This is a genomic window from Pseudomonas sp. YH-1, assembly GCF_051990045.1.
In the GTDB taxonomy this organism is placed as follows: Bacteria; Pseudomonadota; Gammaproteobacteria; order Pseudomonadales; family Pseudomonadaceae; genus Pseudomonas; species Pseudomonas nicosulfuronedens.
Genome location: NZ_CP178184.1, coordinates 3,358,546 through 3,378,017, shown reverse-complemented (window position 1 = coordinate 3,378,017; position 19,472 = coordinate 3,358,546). Strand labels below are relative to the sequence as shown.

Sequence of the window (19,472 nt, the reverse complement as noted above, 5' to 3'; positions counted from 1 at the left end):
TTGCGTGAACGAACACGAAAGTGGATGAACCGCTTTCGCCACCTTCGCAATGGATTACCGCGCAGAGAGATCACAACCATGCATGCGACTCTTCGTTTCAACGAGGCTCTGCTGATCACCGGACGAGCCTTCCAACCCTTCCACTGTGTGACCTGGGTTGACCAAGGGGGCGACGGCAGCCTCGACCTGTCCGTTCTCGATCGTACCGGTGCCCGTCTGCTGGGCCTCACCCGCATTCCCAGCTCCGCCTACTCCGACCCGGAGCAGCTCGAAGGCCTGCTGAACCAGGCCCGTGACGAGCTGAACCGCGAAGGCTACCGTCTGCAGGAATGGCACATGCCCGCCTGATCCACAGACAGGTACCGCAAAAAGCCCGGCCTCAGCCGGGCTTTTTCATGGGCTCTGCCAGCCGTCGGCAAACGCTCAATTTCCCGCCCCATTCGCCGATAGCGCGTTATCGGTCGCCTCACCTGCTGCATCGTTTCAGCTTCGATTCCGAACACCGGCTTTCCACTCGTCCGATTCCTGCTCTGTGGCGGGGTCTTCGCGGGCGCAGCGACCGACAATGATGGCAATTTGCAGTCATCCTGTGTTTTGCTCACCCCAGTCTCGTCTTCCACCGGGCCTTCGGCACGCAGTACGGTCTTCGTTCAATGCTCGATCTGCAGCGATATTTCTACAGCGGCGACACCCCTTCGCTGCTGGTTTTCGGCGAGCACAACACGGCATTGGTCCTGCTCTCCATCCTCATCGCCATCTTCACCTCGGCCATGGCCCTGCAACTGTCGGGCGTGGCGCGGCTCGCGCGCAGCCCGTTCTACCGCCAGTTGGCCCTCGGCACCGGCGCGGTGGCCCTCGGTGGCGGCGTGTGGGCGATGCACTTCATCGGCATGCTGTCCTTCCAGCTCTGCGCTGCGGTGCGCTATGACCCGCTGATCACCCTGCTCTCCGGCCTGCCGAGCCTGTTCGCCTCGTGGATCGCCCTGAGCCTGCTCGCCCGTCGCAACGTCAGCCGCCTTCAACTGATCGGCGGCGGCGTGCTGGTCGGCGCGGGTATCGGTGCCATGCACTACAGCGGCATGGCGGCGATGCAGATGGCCCCGTTGCTGCGCTACGACCCGTGGATGTTCACCCTGTCGATACTGGTTGCCGTGGTGCTGGCGGTGATCGCGCTGTGGGTGCGCTTCGGCCTGCGCGGGCGGATACGGCCGAACCTGACGATCCTGGTCAGCGGCGTGGTGATGGGCCTGGCGATCGCCGGCATGCACTACACCGGGATGGCCGCCGCACGCTTCGTCGGCCGCGAGGAGTTCGGCGTGCCGCAGGGTGTGCAGGGCAGCTTCTACCTGGCGATGGCGGTGTCCATGGCCACCATCAGCCTGAGCATCTGCGTCGCCGCGGTAAACGGCCTGTTGCGCTACCGCCAGCTGTTCCAGGAGCTGCAGCGACGGCGCAAGCACCTGGATTCGCTGCTCGACGCCGCCGTCGAGGCCATCCTCACCATCGACCATAGCGGCGTGATCCGCTCGGTGAACCACGCGGTGCTGCGCCTGTTCGGCTGGCACCCCCACGAGCTGGTCGGCCAGCCCATGCAGGTGCTGATGAACGAGGCCTACGGACACCAGTTCCGCGTCGCCCTGGAGCACTACAAACGCAGCGGCGAGCGCCAGTTCCACAACTCCGAACTGGAGCTGGAAGGCCTCACCCGGGATGGCCGCGAATTCCCCGCGCGGGTCAGCCTCGGCGTCACCGATCACGACGGCAAGCCCTGGTTCGTCGTGTTCGTCGCCGACATCAGCGAGCGCCGCGTGATGGAGCAGGCCCTGCGCACCAGCGAGGAGCAGTACCGCTCGTTGATCCGCAACATGCCCGGCATCGCCTTCCGCGTCCTTCCGGACGATCCCTGGAGCACCCTGTTCGTCAGTGACGCGGTCGAGGCCATCACCGGCTGGTCCGCACAGGACTTCAGCGCCAGGCGCATCACCTTCGGCCAGCTCTACCACCCCGACGACCAGCAAGCGGTGAATGAGGAAGTACGCCGCGCCATCGCCGAGCGCCGCAGCTATGTCGTCGAATATCGACTGTTCGACCGCAGCGGCGCCGAACACTGGATCTGGGAAGGCGGCAGCGCCAGCTACGACGAGGCCGGCAGGCCGCAATGGATCGACGGCGTACTGCTCGACCAGACCGAAACCAAGCTGCTGAGCAACGAGTACGAAGGCAAGGTCACTGCCATCGGCCGCGCCATGGCGTTGATCGAATTCGACCTGGACGGCCGTGTCCTGGCCGCCAACGAGAACATCCTCGAACTCTTCGGCTACAGCGAGACGGAGGTGCTGGGCCAGCACCACAGCCTGTTCTGCCCGCCGGACGTCGCCGCCAGCGCCCGCTACCAGGCGTTCTGGCAGGGGCTGCGCGAAGGCGAGCACAGCGCCGGCGAGTACCGCCGCCTGGCCAAGGATGGGCGCGAGGTGTGGATCCACGCCACCTACAACCCGATCCTCGACTTCGACGGCAAGCCGGTGAAGGTAGTGAAACTGGCCACCGACCTCACCCCGCGCCGCGTCATGGAGCAGGAACTGCGCAGCGCCCGCGACCGCGCCGAACAGGCCGCCGCCGCACGCAGCAGCTTCCTCGCCAACATGAGCCATGAAATCCGCACGCCGATGAACGCCATCATGGGCTTCACCGAACTGCTGCTGGATTCGCCGCTGGAAGAGAACCAGCGGCGCTACCTGACCACCGTGCAGAACGCCTCGCGCTCGCTGCTGGGCCTGCTCAACGACATCCTCGACACCGCCAAGCTGGACCGTGGCGCCATCGAGCTGGAAGCGCTCGACTTCTCCCTGCCGGAACTGTGCGAGCAAGTCTGCGCGGCGCTGCGGCTGTCCGCCGAGCGCAAGGGGCTGAGCCTGCAGATCGACTACGGCCAGCGCGCCGGCGAGTACTTCCAGGGCGACCCGTTGCGCCTGCAGCAGGTGCTGACCAACCTGCTGGGCAACGCGGTGAAGTTCACCGAGCGCGGCGAGGTGCGGCTGGTGATCAGCGGCGAACCCGGCGCGCTGCGCCTGGCCATCCGCGACACCGGCATCGGCATCGCCGCCGACCGCCTGGAGCGCATCTTCGACCCTTTCGCCCAGGCCGACGCCTCCATGAGCCGGCGCTTCGGCGGCACGGGCCTTGGCACCACCATTTCGCGTCAGCTGGTGGAGCTGATGGGTGGCCGTATTACCGTGGAGAGCGAAGTGGGCCGGGGCAGCGTGTTCACCGTCGACCTGCCGCTGCCGGCCGGCCGCAGCGTGCAACCGGCAGCCCGCAGCCACACACCGAACCTGCCGCCACTGCGCATTCTGGTAGCCGACGACGTGCCGCAGAACGTCGAGCTGCTGGAGCTGAATCTGCGCCGCCTGGGCCATCGCCCGCACAGCGTCGGCGACGGACAGGCCGCCGTTGACGCCTACAGCGCGCAGGACTTCGACCTGATCCTGATGGATGTGCAGATGCCCGGCATGGACGGCCTGGAAGCGACCCGGCGCATCCGCACCCTCGAGCAACAGCGCGGTGCGGAGGCCGTACCGATCATCGCCCTCACTGCCAGCGTGCTCGACCGCGACCGGCAGAACGCCCTCGACGCCGGCATGAACGGTTTCGCCAGCAAACCGCTGGACCTCGCCGGCTTGCTGGAGGAGATGGCCCGCCTGCTCGGTGCCGCCCCCGCTGTACGCAGCTCACAGGCCAGCGAGCCAACACCACTGGCGACCCTGGACTGGACTGCCGGTGCGCGCCTGTGGGGCGGCCCGCTGCCCATGGCGCGGGCCATCGGGCGCTTCCTCGATGAGCAGGAAGCCAGCCTTGCCGCACTGGAAAGCGCGGTGAACGAAGGTGACCGCACCAGCATCACCACCCTCGCCCACCGACTGCGCGGTGCCGCCGCCAACCTCGCCCTGCCGCGCCTGGCCGGCGCCATCGGCGCGTTGGAAGGCGCCGCTGAACATGGTCCGGCTGAACAGCTGGGCTCTGCGCTGGAGCGGGTCCGCATGGAGTTCGCCACTGTTCGCGAATCGGTACCGCTGGTGCCCGACGCCGTCGCCGAAGCGGTTGGCGAAGCGGCCTCGGAAGACCTGCACGATGCTCTGCAAGCCTTGCAACTGGCGCTCTCCCGTGGCGGTCTCGACGACCAGGCGCTGGAGCGCCTGCGCCTGGGTACCGCCCAGGGCAAGCATCGCGAGGCCTTCGAAGCCCTGCGCTACGCCATCGACGATTTCGACTTCGACCAGGCCCTGGAATGGGTCAGGACCCTCGGCACCCGCCTGGAGCAAGCATGACCCTGACCGCCCAAGATCATCGGCCCTGCCTGCTGTTGGTGGACGACGAGGCCACCAACCTGCAGGTGCTGCGCCACATTCTGCAGGACGACTACCGCCTGTTGTTCGCCAAGGATGGCGAGAAGGCCCTGGAACTGGCCAATCGCGAGCGCCCGGAGCTGATCCTGCTCGACGTGATGATGCCCGGCATGACCGGCTTCGAGGTGTGCCAGCGACTCAAGGCCGAGCAAGCGACCTGCGCCATCCCGGTGATCTTCGTCACCGCCCTGGCCGATGTGCCGGACGAAGCCAAGGGCTTCGAGGTCGGCGCGGTGGACTACATCACCAAGCCGGTCAGCCCGCCCATCGTCAAGGCACGGGTACGCACGCACCTGTCGCTGGTGCGCGTGGAGGAACTGCGCGAGACGCGCCTGCAGATCGTCCAGCGCCTGGGCAAGGCGTCCGAGTACAAGGACAACGAGACCGGCCTGCACGTCATCCGCATGAGCCACTACGCGCACATCCTGGCGCGCGCTGCCGGCTACTCCGAGAAGGCCGCCGACGACCTGCTCAATGCCGCGCCCATGCACGACGTGGGCAAGATCGGTATTCCAGACGCCATCCTGCAGAAACCCGGCCGGCTCGACGAGCACGAATGGGCGGTGATGCGCCAGCATCCGGAAATCGGCGCACGGATCATCGGCGAGCACGACTCCAACCTGCTGCGCCTGGCCCGCAGCATCGCCCTCACCCACCACGAGCGCTGGGACGGCACCGGCTATCCGAAGGGTCTGCGCGGCGAGGAGATTCCCATCGAGGGGCGCATCGTCGCCATCGCCGACGTGTTCGACGCGCTGACCAGCGTGCGCCCGTACAAGCCGGCGTGGAGCATCGACGAGGCGGTGGAACTGCTGCGTCGGGAAAAAGGCAGCCAGTTCGACCCGGAGCTGGTGGAGCTGTTCCTCGACTGCCTGCCGGACATCCTCGCGGTGCGCGAGCGCTGGGGCGACGCCGGCTAGACGGGGCGAGCCAGCGTTTTCCTGCTTTACTGCTTTGCCATCGCTGAAGAAATCACTCCAGGGAGATGGCGAATGAACGCAAAGCAGCGCGATACCCTGCTGGCCACCTTGCAGGCCCGCTTCGACCAGCATCCGCAACGCCACAAGGGCATCGACTGGGTGGAAGTCCAGGCGCGCCTGGAGGCCGCCCCGGCCAAGCTCAAGGCCCTGGAGCAGATGGAAGAAACCGGCGGCGAACCCGACGTGGTCGGCCGCGAGAGCGCCAGCGGCGCCCTCCTGTTCTTCGACTGCTCCGCCGAGACCCCGGCTGGCCGCCGCAGCCTCTGCTACGACCGCGACGCCCTGGACGCGCGCAAGAAGGACAAGCCTGCTGGCTGCGCCACCGAGCTGGCCGCGCAGATCGGCATCGAGCTGCTGGACGAGGCGCAGTACCGGCAGTTACAGGAGCTGGGCAGCTTCGATCAGAAGACCTCCAGCTGGCTGCGCACCCCGGGTTCGATGCGCAAGCTCGACGGCGCGCTGTTCGGCGACCGCCGCTACGAGCGGGTCTTCACCTACCACAATGGTGTGCAGTCCTATTACGCCGCGCGGGGTTTTCGTGGCGTGTTGAAGGTCTGACGGCTGTTTCTGAACGAACCCTGTACAGCTGCTGAACTTTCCCTGAGCCGTCTGGCGCGTCTTGACTCATGTCAGGCGGACTTCTCCGAGCGGCGCGCAGCCTTGTTGCACCGCTCAATTTCAGAGGATTCCCGCGTGAAAACGCCCGCCTGCCTTCTGCTCGCCGGCCTGCTGGTCGGCTGTGGCCCGACTCCCTCGGCACCGGTCGAGACCGTGCGCCCGGTGAAGCTCTACAGCGTGCCCGCCGCCACTGCCGAAGGTGTGCGTCAGTTCCCCGGCCAACTGGTGGCCTCGGATGAAGTCGACCTCTCCTTCCGTATCGCCGGCCATCTCAAGACGCTCTCGGTGAAACAGGGCCAGCGCGTCGAGCGCGGCCAATCGATTGCCGAGCTGGACGACGCCGACTTGCGCCTGCGCCTGCGCGACCGCGAGGCCAGCTATAACCTGGCCCGCGCCCAGTACCAGCGCGTCGCCACGCTCAACGAGCGGCAACTGGTGGCCCGCGCCGAACTGGACCAGCGCAAGGCCCAGCTGGATTCCGCCGAAGCCGCGCTGAAACTGGCCCGCCAGGAGCTGGGCTATGCGCGCCTGGAAGCGCCCTTCGCCGGGGTCATCGCCCAGGTGCCGGTACAGAACCACCAGATGCTGCAGCCCAAGCAGCCGGTGGCGATCCTGCAATCGGCCGATACCTACGACGTGCAGTTCCAGCTGCCGGAGAGCCTGCTCGAGCGCGTCGACGGCGCCAGCCTGCGCAGCGACTACCAGCCCATCGTGCGCCTGGCCCGCGTGCCGGGACGCGATTTCCCCGCGCATTACAAGGAGCACAGCACCCGCCCCGACCCGGCGACCCTGAGCTACACCGTCACCCTCACCCTCGAGCGCCCCAGGGACGTGACCCTGCTGCCGGGCATGAGCGCCACCGTCGAGGTGGACTTCGCCCAGCTCGGCCGCGATGCCCAGGCGGTACTGCGGGTGCCGGTGGAAGCGGTGTTCAGCGCCGATAACAGCGCGCCGGGACTGAGCCAGGTATGGGTAGTGAAAGGTGACGGTGACGCGCTGCACGTCGAGCGCCGCGAAGTGAAGCTCGGCCAGCCCGGCACGGAAGGCATCCAGATTCTCTCCGGGCTGGAGCCAGGCGAGCGCATCGTCGCCGCCGGCACCGCCGAGCTGCGTGAAGGCCAGCGCGTGCGCCCGTGGCAACGCGAACGGGGGCTGTGATGGATATCACCGGCTACTTTCTGAAAAACAAGGTCAGCAGCTGGATCGTCATCCTCCTGCTATCCCTCGGCGGCCTCTACGCCATCCTCGAGATCGGCCGCCTGGAAGACCCTGCCTTCACAGTGAAAACCGCTGTGGTCGCCACCCGCTACGCCGGCGCCTCGCCGCAGCAGGTGGAAGAAGAAGTCACCTACCCGCTGGAGAACGCCATCCAACAACTGGCCTATGTCGACAAGCTCACTTCGATCTCCAGCGCCGGGCTGTCACAGATCACCGTCAACGTGAAGCCGCAGTACCGCGCAGGCGAGCTGCCGCAGATCTGGGACAAATTGCGGCGCAAGGTCAACGACCTCGCCCCGCACCTGCCGCCGGGCGTCTCGCCGCCGCAGGTGAACGACGATTTCGGTGACGTCTACGGCATCCTCCTGTCGTTGTCCGGCAAGGGCTACAGCTACCAGGAGCTGCGCGACTACGCCGACTACCTGCGCCGTGAGCTGGTGCTGGTACCGGGCGTGAGCAAGGTAGTGGTCTCAGGCCTGCAGGCAGAACAAGTGCAAGTGGACGTCTCGCGGGAAAAGATGACCGCCATGGGCGTGCCGCTGACTCGCCTGGTGAACCTGCTGACCCGTCAGAACGTGGTGTCCGACGCCGGTAGCCTGCGCGTCGGCAGCGAGAGTATCCGCCTGCACCCCACCGGCGAATTCACTGACGTCTCGGAACTGGAACAACTGCTGGTCAGTGCGCCGGGCAGCGCCCAGTTGATCCGCCTGGGCGACATCGCCACGGTCAAGCGCGGTTTCACCGATACCCCCAGCCACCTCTGGCGCGCCGACGGCAACCCCGCCCTGGCGCTGGGCATCGCCTTCGCCCCGCAGGTGAACGTGGTGAAGGTCGGTGACGCCGTGCACCTGCGCCTCGACCAGCTGGAAAGCGAGCGCCCCGCCGGCATGCAACTCACGCCGTTCTACGACCAGGCGGTGGAAGTTCACGGCGCGGTGAACGGTTTCCTGCTCAGCTTCGTCCTCGCGCTGGGCATCGTCGTCGGCACCCTGTTGATCTTCATGGGCCTGCGCAGCGGCGTGGTGATCGCCGGGGTACTGGCGATCAACGTGCTGGGCAGCCTGCTGCTGATGTACCTGCTGGGCATCGAGTTGCAACGCATCAGCCTCGGCGCGCTGATCATTTCCCTGTGCATGCTGGTGGACAACGCCATCGTGGTGGTCGAGGGCGTGCTGGTGGGCCGCCTGCGCGGCCAGGGCATCGACGCCGCGATCCGTCACATCGTCCGCCTCACCGCCCTGCCCCTGCTGGGAGCAACGGTGATTGCGGTGCTGGCCTTCGCGCCCATCGGGCTGTCCTCGGACTCCACCGGCGAGTACTGCCGCTCGCTGTTCGACGTGCTGCTGGTGTCGCTGCTGCTCAGCTGGGTCACCGCCATGACCCTGGCGCCGCTGTTCGCCCGCTGGGCCTTCGCCCGCATGCCGGTGCAAGGCGACAGCGCCGAGCCGCACCAGGGCTGGCTGTATCGCGCCTACCGTGCCCTGCTGCAAGCCTGCCTGCGCCAGCGCACGCTGACCCTGGGCGTACTGGCCCTGGCGCTGGCTGCGTCCCTGCTGGGCTTCTCCCAGGTGCGGCAGAACTTCTTCCCGCCGGCCAACACGCCGATGTTCTTCGTTGACCTGTGGCTGCCCCAGGGCACGGCCATCGAGCACACCCGCGACCTGGCCGCCGAGATCGACCAGCACATCACCGCCCTGCCCGGCGTCGAGCGCACCGTGACCAGCATCGGCCAGGGCGCGCCGCGTTTCATCCTCACCTACGGCGCCGAACGCCAGCACGCCAACTACGCCCAGGTGCTGGTGCGCACCGAGAACCGCGCGCAGATTCCCGGGCTGATCGCCGACCTGCAGCATTACCTCGACGAGCACTACCCGCAGGTGCAGACCGGCCTCAAGCGCCTGATGTTCGGCCCGTCCAACGGCAGTGCCATCGAAGTGCGCCTGACCGGCTCCGATCCGCAACAACTACGCCGCCTCGGTGCCCAGGTCGGTGACATCCTCGCCGCCGACCCTGTCGCCACCGGCGTCAGCCACGACTGGCAGGCCCGCGCGCTGCTGGTGCGCCCACAGTTCAACGAAGCCCGCGGCCGTGAACTGGGCATCGACAAGGGCGACCTGGACAGCCTGCTGCGCATGAGTTTCAGCGGCCTCTCGGTGGGTCTCTACCGCGACGGCACCCAGCAATTGCCCATCGTCGTACGCGAGAGCGAGCTGACTGCCGGGCAGATCAACGACCTGATGCTGTGGAGTCCGGTGAGCCAGCGCTACCTGCCCATCGAGCAAGTGGTCGGCGGCTTCGACAGCGTCTGGGAAGACCCGCTGATCCTGCGTCAGGACCGCAAGCGCACCCTGACGGTGATGGCCGACGTCGCCCCGCAGAGCGGCGAAACCTCCTCGCAACTGCTGGCCCGCGTGCGCCCGCAGATCGAAGCGCTGCAACTGCCACCGGGCTACGAGCTGGCCTGGGGCGGCGACGTGGAAAGCTCCGGCGACGCCCGCAACGGCGTGCTCGGCAGCTTGCCGATGGCCTTCCTGGCGATGTTCATCATCACCGTGCTGATGTTCTCCTCACCGCGCAAGGCGCTGCTGATCTGGCTCACCGTGCCGCTGGCGATGATCGGCGTGACCGTCGGCTTCCTGCTCACCGGTATCCCGTTCGGCTTCATGGCCCTGCTGGGGCTGCTGAGCCTGTCCGGGATGCTGGTGCGCAACGGCATCGTGCTGCTGGAGGAAGTCGACAACCTCGCCGAAAGCGGCCAGCCACCGCGCGAGGCGCTGGTCAATGCTGCCTGCGCGCGTCTGCGGCCGATCTGCCTGACCGCATTGACCACCATCCTCGGCCTGGCGCCATTGCTGCTGGACGCCTTCTTCCAGAGCATGTCGGTGGTGATCATGTTCGGCCTGGGCTTCGCCACGCTGCTGACGCTGGTGGTGCTGCCGGTGCTGTATGCCAGCGCCTATCGGCTGGGTTCTGCAAAGGCCCCCGCGGCATAACTTGGCAAGATTCGTGGGATGACTGACGTTGCCGCCAGCGCCGGTCATCGCCACACTCGTTCCATCCACTGAACGAGTGTTGCCATGGAATCGCCGCGCCGCATCGCCTGCCTGCTCTACCCCGAGGTCATGAGCCTGGACATCACCGGGCCGCTGCAGGTGTTCGCCTCCGCCAATGTCGAGCGCCAGCGCCAGGGCCTGGCACCGCTCTATGAACTGCTGGTGCTGGGCGAACAGGCCGGGCCGGTGGCGACCTCGGCGGGCATCCGCATCTGCGCCGATCAGGGGTGGCGGGAAGTCGATCCCACCACCCTGGATACCCTGCTGGTCCCCGGCGGGCTAGGCGTTCCGGCGCAATGCGAAAACACCGACCTGCTGCACTGGCTGGCCGCCGCCGAACCCCGGGTGCGCCGGCTCGGCTCGGTATGCTCCGGTGCACTGATCCTCGCAGCTGCCGGCGTCCTCAACGGCCGTCCGGCCACCACCCACTGGGCGGATGTCGACGAGCTGTGCGCAGGCTTTCCCGAAGTGCTCGTCCAGGGCGATCGCCTGCACACCTACGATCCGCAGCGCCGCGATGGCGACGATCACGTATTCACCTCGGCGGGCGTCACCACCGGCATCGACCTCGCCCTGGCATTGGTGGAAGCCGACCTCGGCCGCGCGCTGGCACTGGCGGTGGCGCGGCGGCTGGTGATGTTCCTCAAGCGCCCCGGCGGGCAGGCGCAGTTCAGTCACTGGCTGACCCCGGAGCCGACCCGCACGCCGCGCCTGGCCGCGCTGCTGGAGTGGATTCCCGCCCACCTGGGCCATGACCTGTCGCTGGAAGCCCTGGCCGAGCAGGCCTGCATGAGCCCGCGCACACTCTCGCGGGTGTTCATCAGCGAACTGGGCATGGGGCCTGGCCGCTACGTCGAACGGGTACGCCTGGAAGCGGCGCGCGCGCTGCTGCAGGACGCCCAGGCGTCGATCAGCACGGTGTCGCGGCTGTGCGGCTTCGGCCATCCGGAGAACCTGCGCCGCACCTTCCACAAGCACCTGGCGATCAGCCCGCAGGAATACGCCGAGCGCTTTGGCCAGTTGCACTGACAACGACAACCCCCCACAGGAGGACTGCCATGCTCGAACTCCGCCCCGGCTGCGAATGCTGCGACCGCGACCTGCCCGGCGACTGCGCCGACGCCCGTATCTGCAGCTTCGAATGCACCTTCTGCAGCGACTGCGCCGAACAGGTACTGCACGGCCATTGCCCCAACTGCGGCGGCGAGCTGGTGCCGCGCCCGCGCCGCCCGCTGGAAAAGCTCGCCGCCAATCCAGCCTCGACCCAGCGGGTGCTGAAGCCCGCCGGCTGCCAGGGCTGAGGAAGCATCATGCTGCTGCGCATTCCGGCCATCCGTCTGCTGTTCACCAGCCAGGCGTTGTACTGGTCCTGCTCGCTGATCGGTATCACCCTCACCTCGCTGGTGGGCGCGCAACTCACGCCGCTCAACAGCCTGGCGACCCTGCCGCTGGCGATTCTGGTGCTGGGCAACCTGCTGGCGGTACAGCCGCTGTCGCTGTTCATGCAGCGCCATGGCCGCCGACGCGGGTTGTTGCTGGGCGCGGCCGGCGGCGTACTCGGCGGGCTCCTCTGCGCGCTGGGCGTGTGGCTGGCGGACTTCCTGCTGTTCTGCCTCGGCGCGCTGCCCATCGGTGCTTACCAGGCATCGGCGATGTACTACCGCTTCGCCGCGCTGGAGGCAGTGGATGAGTCGCACAAGGGCCGCGCCACGGCCTACGTGATCGGCGGTGGCGTGCTGGCCGCCCTGCTCGCGCCGAGTCTGGCGCTGTGGTCGCGCAACGCACTGCCCGCGCCCTTCGTGGGCTCCTACCTGGCAATTGCCGGGTTGGCCCTGGTTGCCATCGCGGTACTCAGCCGCCTGCCGGAAGGCGCAGCGCCCGCGCCCTCCACTGGCGGCTGGAAGGCGATGCGCGAGCTGCTGTCGCGCCCGCCGGTCCGCGCCGCCATGGCCTGCACCGCTGCCGGCCATGGACTGATGATCCTGATCATGAACGCCACGCCGCTGGCCATGAGCTTCTGCGGGCTGCCGCTGGAACGCTCGGTGAGCGTGATCCAGTGGCATGTGCTGGGGATGTTCCTGCCGGCCTTCATCGCTGGCCCGCTGGTGGATCGCCTCGGCGGTCGTCGGGTGGCCTGGGTCGGCATGGCGCTGCTGGCGGTGAGCGCGGCAGTGGCCCTGAGCGGGCAGTCGGTGGCGCAGTTCCTGGTCAGCTCATTGCTGCTGGGCATGGGCTGGAACCTGATGCTGGTAGCCGGCACCACGCTGCTCGCCTTCGGCCATACGCCACAGGAGCGAGGCCACGCGCAGGGGCTGATGGAACTGGGCAATGGCAGCCTGGCGGCGCTGATGTCGTTCAGCTCCGGCGCGCTGATCACCAGCGTCGGCTGGGGCGCGGTAAACCTGCTGGTGTGGCCGGTGCTGCTGGTGGCGCTGGTGGTGATGTGGTCGGGGCGGCGAGAAATGGCGCAGGCCTGACGGTGTTGTGCGGGGTTGGTTCGCGAGCAAGGACTGGGCGTCCCCCTCGGTCCTACGAAGAACAGCATTGCGTAGGGCGAATAACGCCTCAGGCGTTATCCGCCATTGCGGCGGATAACCCGTTCCGGGTTATGCGCCCTACGCATGCATCCGAGCGGTTATCCACCAACGAAAAAGGCGACCCGAAGGTCGCCTTTTCTGCAGCTCACGCTCCGGCCTTAGTAGTAGGCGTTCTCGCGGTTGCTGTGGTCAGTGACGTCACGCACGCCCTTCAGCTCGGGGATGCGCTCGATCAGGGTCTTCTCGACGCCGTCCTTCAGGGTCATCTCAACCGCGCCGCAGCCCTGGCAACCACCGCCGAAACGCAGTACGGCGATGTTGTCCTCAACCACGTCCACCAGGCTCACCTGACCGCCGTGGCTGGCCAGGCCGGGGTTGATCTCGGTCTGCAGGTAGTAGTTGATGCGCTCGGTGAGCGGGCTGTCTTCGTTGACCATCGGCACCTTGGCGTTGGGCGCCTTGATGGTCAGCTGGCCGCCCATGCGGTCGGTGGCGTAATCGACCACGGCGTCTTCCAGGAAGGGCTCGCTGATTGCGTCGATGTAGGCGGTGAAATCCTTCAGGCCGACAGGGGTGTCTTCCGGCTTCTGCTCGCCCGGCTTGCAGTAGGCAATGCAGGTTTCGGCGTACGTGGTGCCCGGCTGGGTGATGAAGATGCGAATGCCGATGCCGGGGGTGTCCTGCTTGGACAGCAGCTCGGCCAGGTAATCCTGTGCGGCTTCGGTAATGGTGATAGCGCTCATGGCAACTCCTCGCAAACGTGGCGCCAGTTTACGCCATTCGGGGGGAAGGGATAAAGCCCTACCGTTTTAGTAGGAATAATTCGCAGCTGGGCAGATCAGCTTTTCGTAGGAGCGAGCTTGCTCGCGAACAGCCCCACGCCAGGGTTTGGTTCGCGAGCAAGGACCGGGCGTCCCTCTCGGTCGTACAGGATCAGAGGTTCTCGTAGCGGTTCATGTCCAGCACGCCCGCCTCCACCGGCTCGGTTTCGCGCAGGTAGGCATCCAGGTCGTGGAAGTAGAACCAGAATTGCGGATTACTGCGACGCACTCCCCAGCGGTCGGCGACCTTCTCGAAGTCTGCAGCGCCCTTCACCTGCTCCAGCGCAGCGACGAAGTCGCCCACCTCGGCGGCCTTGAGGTTGAACATGAAGTTCGGGTAGCTCGACAGCACGCCGGGGTAGATGGTCAGCGTATCCAGCCCCGGCTGGTAGCGCAGCGACTCGCCCGTCATGAAGGCAACGTTGCTGTGCGCGCGGTTGCGCAGCACGGTGTAGATCTCGCGCTGGCCGTCCGGCAGTTCCACGCGCAGCATGGTCGCCTCGGGGAACTGGTCGATGACCGGCAACCCGGCGGCCGGGCGGCTGACCAGGCGGCTGAAGGCCTGTTCGGCATCCTGCAGCGGCGCTGCCACGGTGTTGCGGTAGCAGGCGCCGTTTTCGCACAGGTTGATCGGATCGGGGCGCGCATTGAGCGCCACGTAGTGCTTCAGCAATTGCTTGGCGAAGGCCAGCTTGGCGCCTTTTTCCGGCAGGAACAGGCCGGTGGGCGCGTCGCTGTCGGAGTTGTAGTAGTCCGCCCACATCTTCAGCTTGCCGCTGCTCTGGTACCAGTCGTCGAGCAGTTTCTGGCGCTCGCCAACCGGCATCAGGCGCAGGAAGTTCTGCTCGGCGCCGTTGCGGATCAGGTCGAAATACAGCCGCGTCTGCGCCTGGTGGGCGACGTTGCCGAACACGTCGAAGTTCACCACCAGCCCATAGTAGGTGCGCTCCAGCAGTGGATAGTCCATCCACCAGATAGTCTGCGGCACGCCGCCGATCAACCCCTTGCGCACCGAGGCGCTGTCGTACTGGCGGAAGATGCTCAGCACGGCGTTGTCGTTGCCGGCCCAGATGTCGGCCCAGGTCGGCGCTGGCGCCTCGTCGTAGACGTCCTGGCGCAGCTCCTCATATTTATTGCGCATGTCGCGGTAGGAACGCCACTGCGACAGCATGGCGCCGACGTCATCGATCTGCCCCGGCAGCGCCAGCAGCGGCGAGGCCTGGCGCTGGAACTTCGGATCGGTGACGTAGAGATCGTGGTCCGGGTCCTGGAACACTGCCCAGAAATTGTCGCGGATCACGTCGGTGGCAATCTGCCCGCGGCACACCGGCCCGCGAATGAAGGTGCGGACGAAGTACTCGGCGTTGTCCAGCATGAACTGGTAGCGCGCCCGCGCCGGGATCGCCTCGAAGGTCACGAACGGATTGGCGCGGTGCTGCAGGCCGTAACCCGGCACCTTGTCGGTGTCCCAGGCGGAGCCGTAGAACAGCTCCTGGTTACGCTTGAGGCGGGCTTCGTTGAGCGGATAAGTGATGTGCGTCTTGTGTACGATCACACCCTGGATGGGCCACAGGCGGTAGTAGAAGGTGTTGCCCGGATCGTCGTTGGGCCGGCGCGTGGCGATGGGGTCGATGGGCTGGCCGCTGGGTGTGCGCGAACGCACCAGCTGGAAGAAGTGCCCCGGCTCACCGCGCTCGGTGAAGTACAGGTGGGCAAGGAACAGGTGCTCGTAGAGCCACCGCGATACCAGGCTCTGGCGAGCGCCGGGCTGGTTGAGGAAGCTCTCCCACTCACTGATCTGTTGTGCCTCACCACTGCCAGGCTGCCAGGCCTTTTCGTCGACCGGCGCCCCCTGGGCCAGCCAGGTCTTGATGGTGGACAGTTGCTTGTCGGTCAGGCCGGTGACGGCGAACGGCATGCCGCTGCGCGGATTCTTCGCCACGAAGTCATCGATACTGTCCGGTGTCGGGCACTGGTTGGTGCGGTTGATCGACAGGTCCAGCCCATCGGGAATCTTCGCGTTGGGCACCAGCGGATGCTCATGACCCAGGTCGATCATCCGCGCCATCAGCGCCGCCTGGCTGCCGCGGCCATCGAGCACCGACCAGAAATCCTTGCGCCGCCACGCATCCGCACCATGGGCATCGAGGAACAGCCGCGTCGGGTCCTGCGCCTTCGTACGCGCACCGTCATACACCGGCAGCTTGTTCGCCCCACGCTGCGCACCTTCGGCGGCGGTCAGGTTGAGCTGGCACGGCGAGTCGTAGCAAGCGTGGCAGGCCACGCACTTCTCGGTGAAGATCGGCTGGATATCGCGGGTGTAGGACATCGATTCGGCACGCAGGCCCACGCTGGCCATGAGCAGGGCCAGCAGTACGAGAATCCGGGGTAGCATGGGGGCGTTCCTTGACCAGTAACGCCGGCAAGTCTACCAACTCGCAGCCTCCGCGGCTCCGCGCCTTTTGGCTAGCGTGCGTCGCGTTCCAGAGTGGACAGCTCGTGGCGCAGCAGCACTGGCAGCTCAGCGACCTCGAATTGTCCGACGAACAGCGGCACAGCGAACTCGTAGCCATCGCCGCTGCGCTTGAGTACGAAGGCCAGTTGCAGCCGCGCCAGGGAAGCCTTGAGCGCCACGGCGTCGATGCGCTCGCCGAACAGATCGATCAACCGTGGCAGGCTGGTGCCGGCGTGCAGTGCGCAGTGGTAGACGATGATCCGGTCCAGGCGACAGGCCGTCTCGTCCGGACTCAGGCGACCCCAGCCCGCCAGCGCATCCTGGACAGCCTGGGAGGCCAGCGCGCCCCTGAGTTGCAGCCGCTCGATCACCCGTGCTCCCGGCGGCAAAGCTTCCAGGCACTCCTGGCAGAGAATGGCGACCAGGTTGGCGCGCTGGCCGCTGGCGTCCACCAGATCCTCCAGCAAGGTGTCGCTGGCGAAACCCAGCCGCAGGCGGGCCAGGGGCACGCTGGCCAGCTCGCGGCAAGCCTGGCGCTCCAGCGCACCGATGGTCAGCACCTCGCCGAAGTTGCGCAGCGGCGACTGATAATCCAGCACGGCGGTGGCATAGAGGTCCCAGAATCCGGCGAGCATGAACCAGCAACGGCCCTCCTCGCTCAGCGCCCGAAGGGTCGAGAGCTGCGGATACCCCTTGGCTGCCTCGTCACGGAAGAACAGATCGGCTTCGTCGATCAGCAGGAACAGGCGTTTGCCAGCCTGCTGCGTTTGAATATGCTCGATGATCGCTTCCAGCGAACTGTCCGCTGGCAAGCCGAACTGCAGCGCCAGCCGTGGCGTGAGGCGGTGGTCGCGTAGCGACACGTAGTGACAGACCATCTGCGGATGGTCCTCCAGGCGCCGCTGAACGGCCTTGAGCAGGCTGCTCTTGCCCAGCTGTCGGCCACCGACCACCAGGTAGTTGGCCGGCTCGCGGTTGAGGACCCGTGCCAGCAGCTGGTCGCGGCCGAAAAACGAGCTGGCGCGCACCACGCCGCCCCGCGTCTGGTAGGGCGAGATGCGGGTCAGCCGCAGTTGTGCAGCGAGCAGACGCAACAACAGGTCGCCCGGATTGCCGGCGAGCAGCCATTGGGTCTGTTCGTGGGCATCGACGGCAACGCAAAGGTTGGCAGTATCCGCGCAGTACTTCAGCAATTGCCCCTGCCGCTCGCCCAGCAGCACCAGCATCACGTCTAGCCCGGTGTGGGAAACGCGTAGGTGCTGGAGGACACGGCTCTCGTTCTCTTCCGGAGCCGGCACGTAGACCAGGCAGCGGTCCAGCGAAACCGGCACGTTATCCGGCAGCTTCCACTCGAACACCCTTCCCGGCAGCGTCCAGCCCCAGCTCACCTGGCAACTGGCACCCAACGCCAGCGCCAGCGCCTGGGCGCGTTGCTCCGCCTCGGAGCGCTCATAGGCCAGAGCCTGCTGCCAGTGCTGCTCATCGATGCCAGCGGCACGCAGGGTTGCCCTGCGCCGCCCGAGCAGACCGAGCAGGCGGTCAACCCTGGGCAGGTCCGCCGGTGGCATGTCCAGCAGACGCTGTGGGCGCAACTGCACCGGCCCGAGCAAGGGGTGACGGAACAGCAGGAGCAGCGCAGCGATGACAAACAGCAGCGCGCAGATGATCACCAGCCAACGCAGGTTTTCCACCAGCGGGCTATCGCTCGATGCCTCTTTCCCGAGGTCCAGGCAGAAATTCATCAGGTAGCGCGAGGGAACCGGCGGAGTCCCCGGCCGGCAGCTCCACTCGCTGCTGCGCGGCGGCATGTCAACGATGACTTGCTTGCCTGCCAGGTCGCCCAGCTCACTCCGGTCCTCAACGGTCATCTGCAAGCGCTGTGGCTGTGGCGAAACGACTTTCAGCACGGGATGCTCGATGGGCGGCGCGTAGGCGAGGATGTCCTTGGGCCACTGCCCCTCGATCTGCTGCGCCTCCATCATCGCCGTGCGCCAGGCCGTCATTTCGCCAAAGAACTGTTCGAAGGCCGCATTGCCCAACGCCGCATCGCGGGTAAACGGGTTGAGCCGCGGCGCCAGTATGGTGCTGACCAGCAGGAAAGTGATGCTGGCGATGATCAACAGGCGCTTGTAGCTCACCGCGCCCCCCTGGCGAATCAGACCTCGACGCATGCGTCCAGCACCTGGCGACCGGTCTGCCGGATGATCTCGCAACGCCACACCAGACGCGCCGAGTCACCCTGGCCACGGACGGTGATGAGGTTGTTCCAGAACAGTCGGCGCAACTCGCCATCGGCCAGGTACGGGCTGGCGCGGCCCAGATCCAGTGCGTCCAGGCGCACGCGCAGTCGCTCGCGCGAACTGTCGGTGTCCGCCAGTGGCAGGAAGGCCTGCCAGAGCCGGGCACTGCGCGACAACAGGTCGTGCAGCGCCTGGCGCGAGTCCGGGGTCAGCGCGGCGAATTGCACCAGCCACTCCAACCCCTCCTCCGCCAGCGCCGGGTGGCCGCCGCAGCTTTCCAGCAGCTCACCCAGCATGGCCTGGTCGAAACGCCGCTCGGGCCAGCGGCGCTGGGCGAGCAGCGTCAGGTCGGCCAGGGTCAGCTCGGACCAGTGGCTGACCTGGGCGATGTTCAGCAGCGACAGGTCGCCGCTGCGGTACTTCAGGTCGGCCAGGGCTTCCCCACCACACAGCAGCAGATGCAGTCGGCCACTGTGCATCTCGCTCAAGCTGCGCAGGATGCCAGCGAGCATTTCGCGCAATTGCGGAGTGCCCTGTTCGAAACGGCTGACCAGGCAGAACAGTCGTTCGCCGGCCAACAGGCGGCGCTCCAGGGCTGCTTCGAAGTCATAGTCCGAAGTGATATCGGCGAAGCCGCACTGGCGGCCGATGGCGGCGAAGTAGTCGCTGCTGGCGGTGCTGGCGCTGTAGGGCGGCTGGATGTGCAGCACTGACGGCTCGCCGTAGAGCGCACGGGCGCGGGCCAGCAACTCCTGGCGGAACGGCGGCTGGCCCCAGTGCGCCTGGGAAAGCAGCAGGACAATGGGGTACGGCGTGAGCCGGCGCAATTGCTCGAACAGCGCGTCGATGCAGGGGGCGAAGGGCACGCCACCGGTCGTCTCGGCCTGTAGCGGGAATTCCGGTTCGAAGCCCGCCGCACTGAACAGGCGGTTGGTTTCCAGCTCGGTCAGACGCAGGTAGCGGGCGCAGGCCATGAGCTTGTCGCGGGATTTGGGATTGGGCAGTGACAGGCCGTTGCGCCAGTTGTTCACCGCCTCGCGGCTCAGGCCGATTTCCGTTGCCACGCCCGAAGCGCTGGCGCGAATACGCCGCATGTAGAGCGTCAGCAGTTGCGAGAAAGCATCCGTGTCCAAGGTTGCCAGTCCAT

13 protein-coding genes are annotated in these 19,472 nt (G+C 66.8%); 9 read left to right on the top strand and 4 right to left on the bottom strand.

Features of this window, described 5'->3' with window-relative positions; all coding sequences use genetic code 11:
* Positions 1-78 precede the first annotated feature (78 nt).
* The 9 genes from ACKI1H_RS15785 to ACKI1H_RS15745 all read left to right on the top strand — a co-directional run bounded on the left by ACKI1H_RS15785 (position 79) and on the right by ACKI1H_RS15745 (position 12,749).
* Entirely contained in the window at positions 79-348 is a 270-nt protein-coding gene (locus ACKI1H_RS15785; protein ID WP_026079120.1) for a hypothetical protein, read from the top strand.
* A gap of 305 nt (positions 349-653) precedes the next feature.
* Positions 654-4,325, top strand: a complete 3,672-nt coding sequence (locus ACKI1H_RS15780) for a PAS domain S-box protein (protein ID WP_440465526.1) — start codon at positions 654-656, stop codon at positions 4,323-4,325.
* Positions 4,322-5,323, top strand: coding sequence for a response regulator (locus tag ACKI1H_RS15775; RefSeq protein ID WP_138525556.1), 1,002 nt, complete (start codon positions 4,322-4,324; stop codon positions 5,321-5,323). The genes ACKI1H_RS15780 and ACKI1H_RS15775 overlap by 4 nt, the downstream gene beginning before the upstream one ends.
* A gap of 72 nt (positions 5,324-5,395) precedes the next feature.
* Positions 5,396-5,941 (top strand): DUF4256 domain-containing protein, encoded by a 546-nt coding sequence (locus ACKI1H_RS15770; protein WP_138525555.1) that lies wholly within the window; start codon positions 5,396-5,398, stop codon positions 5,939-5,941.
* Positions 5,942-6,076: 135 nt separating this feature from the next.
* Positions 6,077-7,159, top strand: coding sequence for an efflux RND transporter periplasmic adaptor subunit (locus ACKI1H_RS15765; RefSeq protein ID WP_440465525.1), 1,083 nt, complete (start codon positions 6,077-6,079; stop codon positions 7,157-7,159).
* Complete coding sequence (locus ACKI1H_RS15760) at positions 7,159-10,212, top strand: efflux RND transporter permease subunit (RefSeq protein WP_440465524.1); 3,054 nt, start codon at positions 7,159-7,161, stop codon at positions 10,210-10,212. Before ACKI1H_RS15765 ends, ACKI1H_RS15760 begins: the two co-directional genes overlap by 1 nt.
* A gap of 84 nt (positions 10,213-10,296) precedes the next feature.
* Positions 10,297-11,301, top strand: coding sequence for a GlxA family transcriptional regulator (locus ACKI1H_RS15755; RefSeq protein ID WP_440465523.1), 1,005 nt, complete (start codon positions 10,297-10,299; stop codon positions 11,299-11,301).
* A gap of 29 nt (positions 11,302-11,330) precedes the next feature.
* Positions 11,331-11,573, top strand: a complete 243-nt coding sequence (locus tag ACKI1H_RS15750; protein ID WP_138525551.1) for a DUF1272 domain-containing protein — start codon at positions 11,331-11,333, stop codon at positions 11,571-11,573.
* A 9-nt stretch (positions 11,574-11,582) separates the two neighbouring features.
* Positions 11,583-12,749, top strand: coding sequence for an MFS transporter (locus tag ACKI1H_RS15745; protein ID WP_440465522.1), 1,167 nt, complete (start codon positions 11,583-11,585; stop codon positions 12,747-12,749).
* A gap of 218 nt (positions 12,750-12,967) precedes the next feature.
* Here ACKI1H_RS15745 and nfuA read toward each other — a convergent pair whose 3' ends face one another.
* From nfuA to ACKI1H_RS15725, 4 genes are all read right to left on the bottom strand, one after another.
* Positions 12,968-13,552, bottom strand: coding sequence for a Fe-S biogenesis protein NfuA (nfuA, locus tag ACKI1H_RS15740; protein WP_138525549.1), 585 nt, complete (start codon positions 13,550-13,552; stop codon positions 12,968-12,970).
* A 190-nt stretch (positions 13,553-13,742) separates the two neighbouring features.
* Positions 13,743-16,025 carry a fatty acid cis/trans isomerase gene (locus ACKI1H_RS15735; protein WP_440465521.1) on the bottom strand — a complete coding sequence of 761 codons (2,283 nt, stop codon included), beginning with the start codon at positions 16,023-16,025 and terminating at the stop codon, positions 13,743-13,745.
* A gap of 71 nt (positions 16,026-16,096) precedes the next feature.
* Entirely contained in the window at positions 16,097-18,256 is a 2,160-nt protein-coding gene (locus tag ACKI1H_RS15730) for an ATP-binding protein (RefSeq protein ID WP_440465520.1), read from the bottom strand.
* Complete coding sequence (locus ACKI1H_RS15725; protein WP_440468804.1) at positions 18,241-19,458, bottom strand: hypothetical protein; 1,218 nt, start codon at positions 19,456-19,458, stop codon at positions 18,241-18,243. Before ACKI1H_RS15725 ends, ACKI1H_RS15730 begins: the two co-directional genes overlap by 16 nt.
* Positions 19,459-19,472 lie beyond the last annotated feature (14 nt).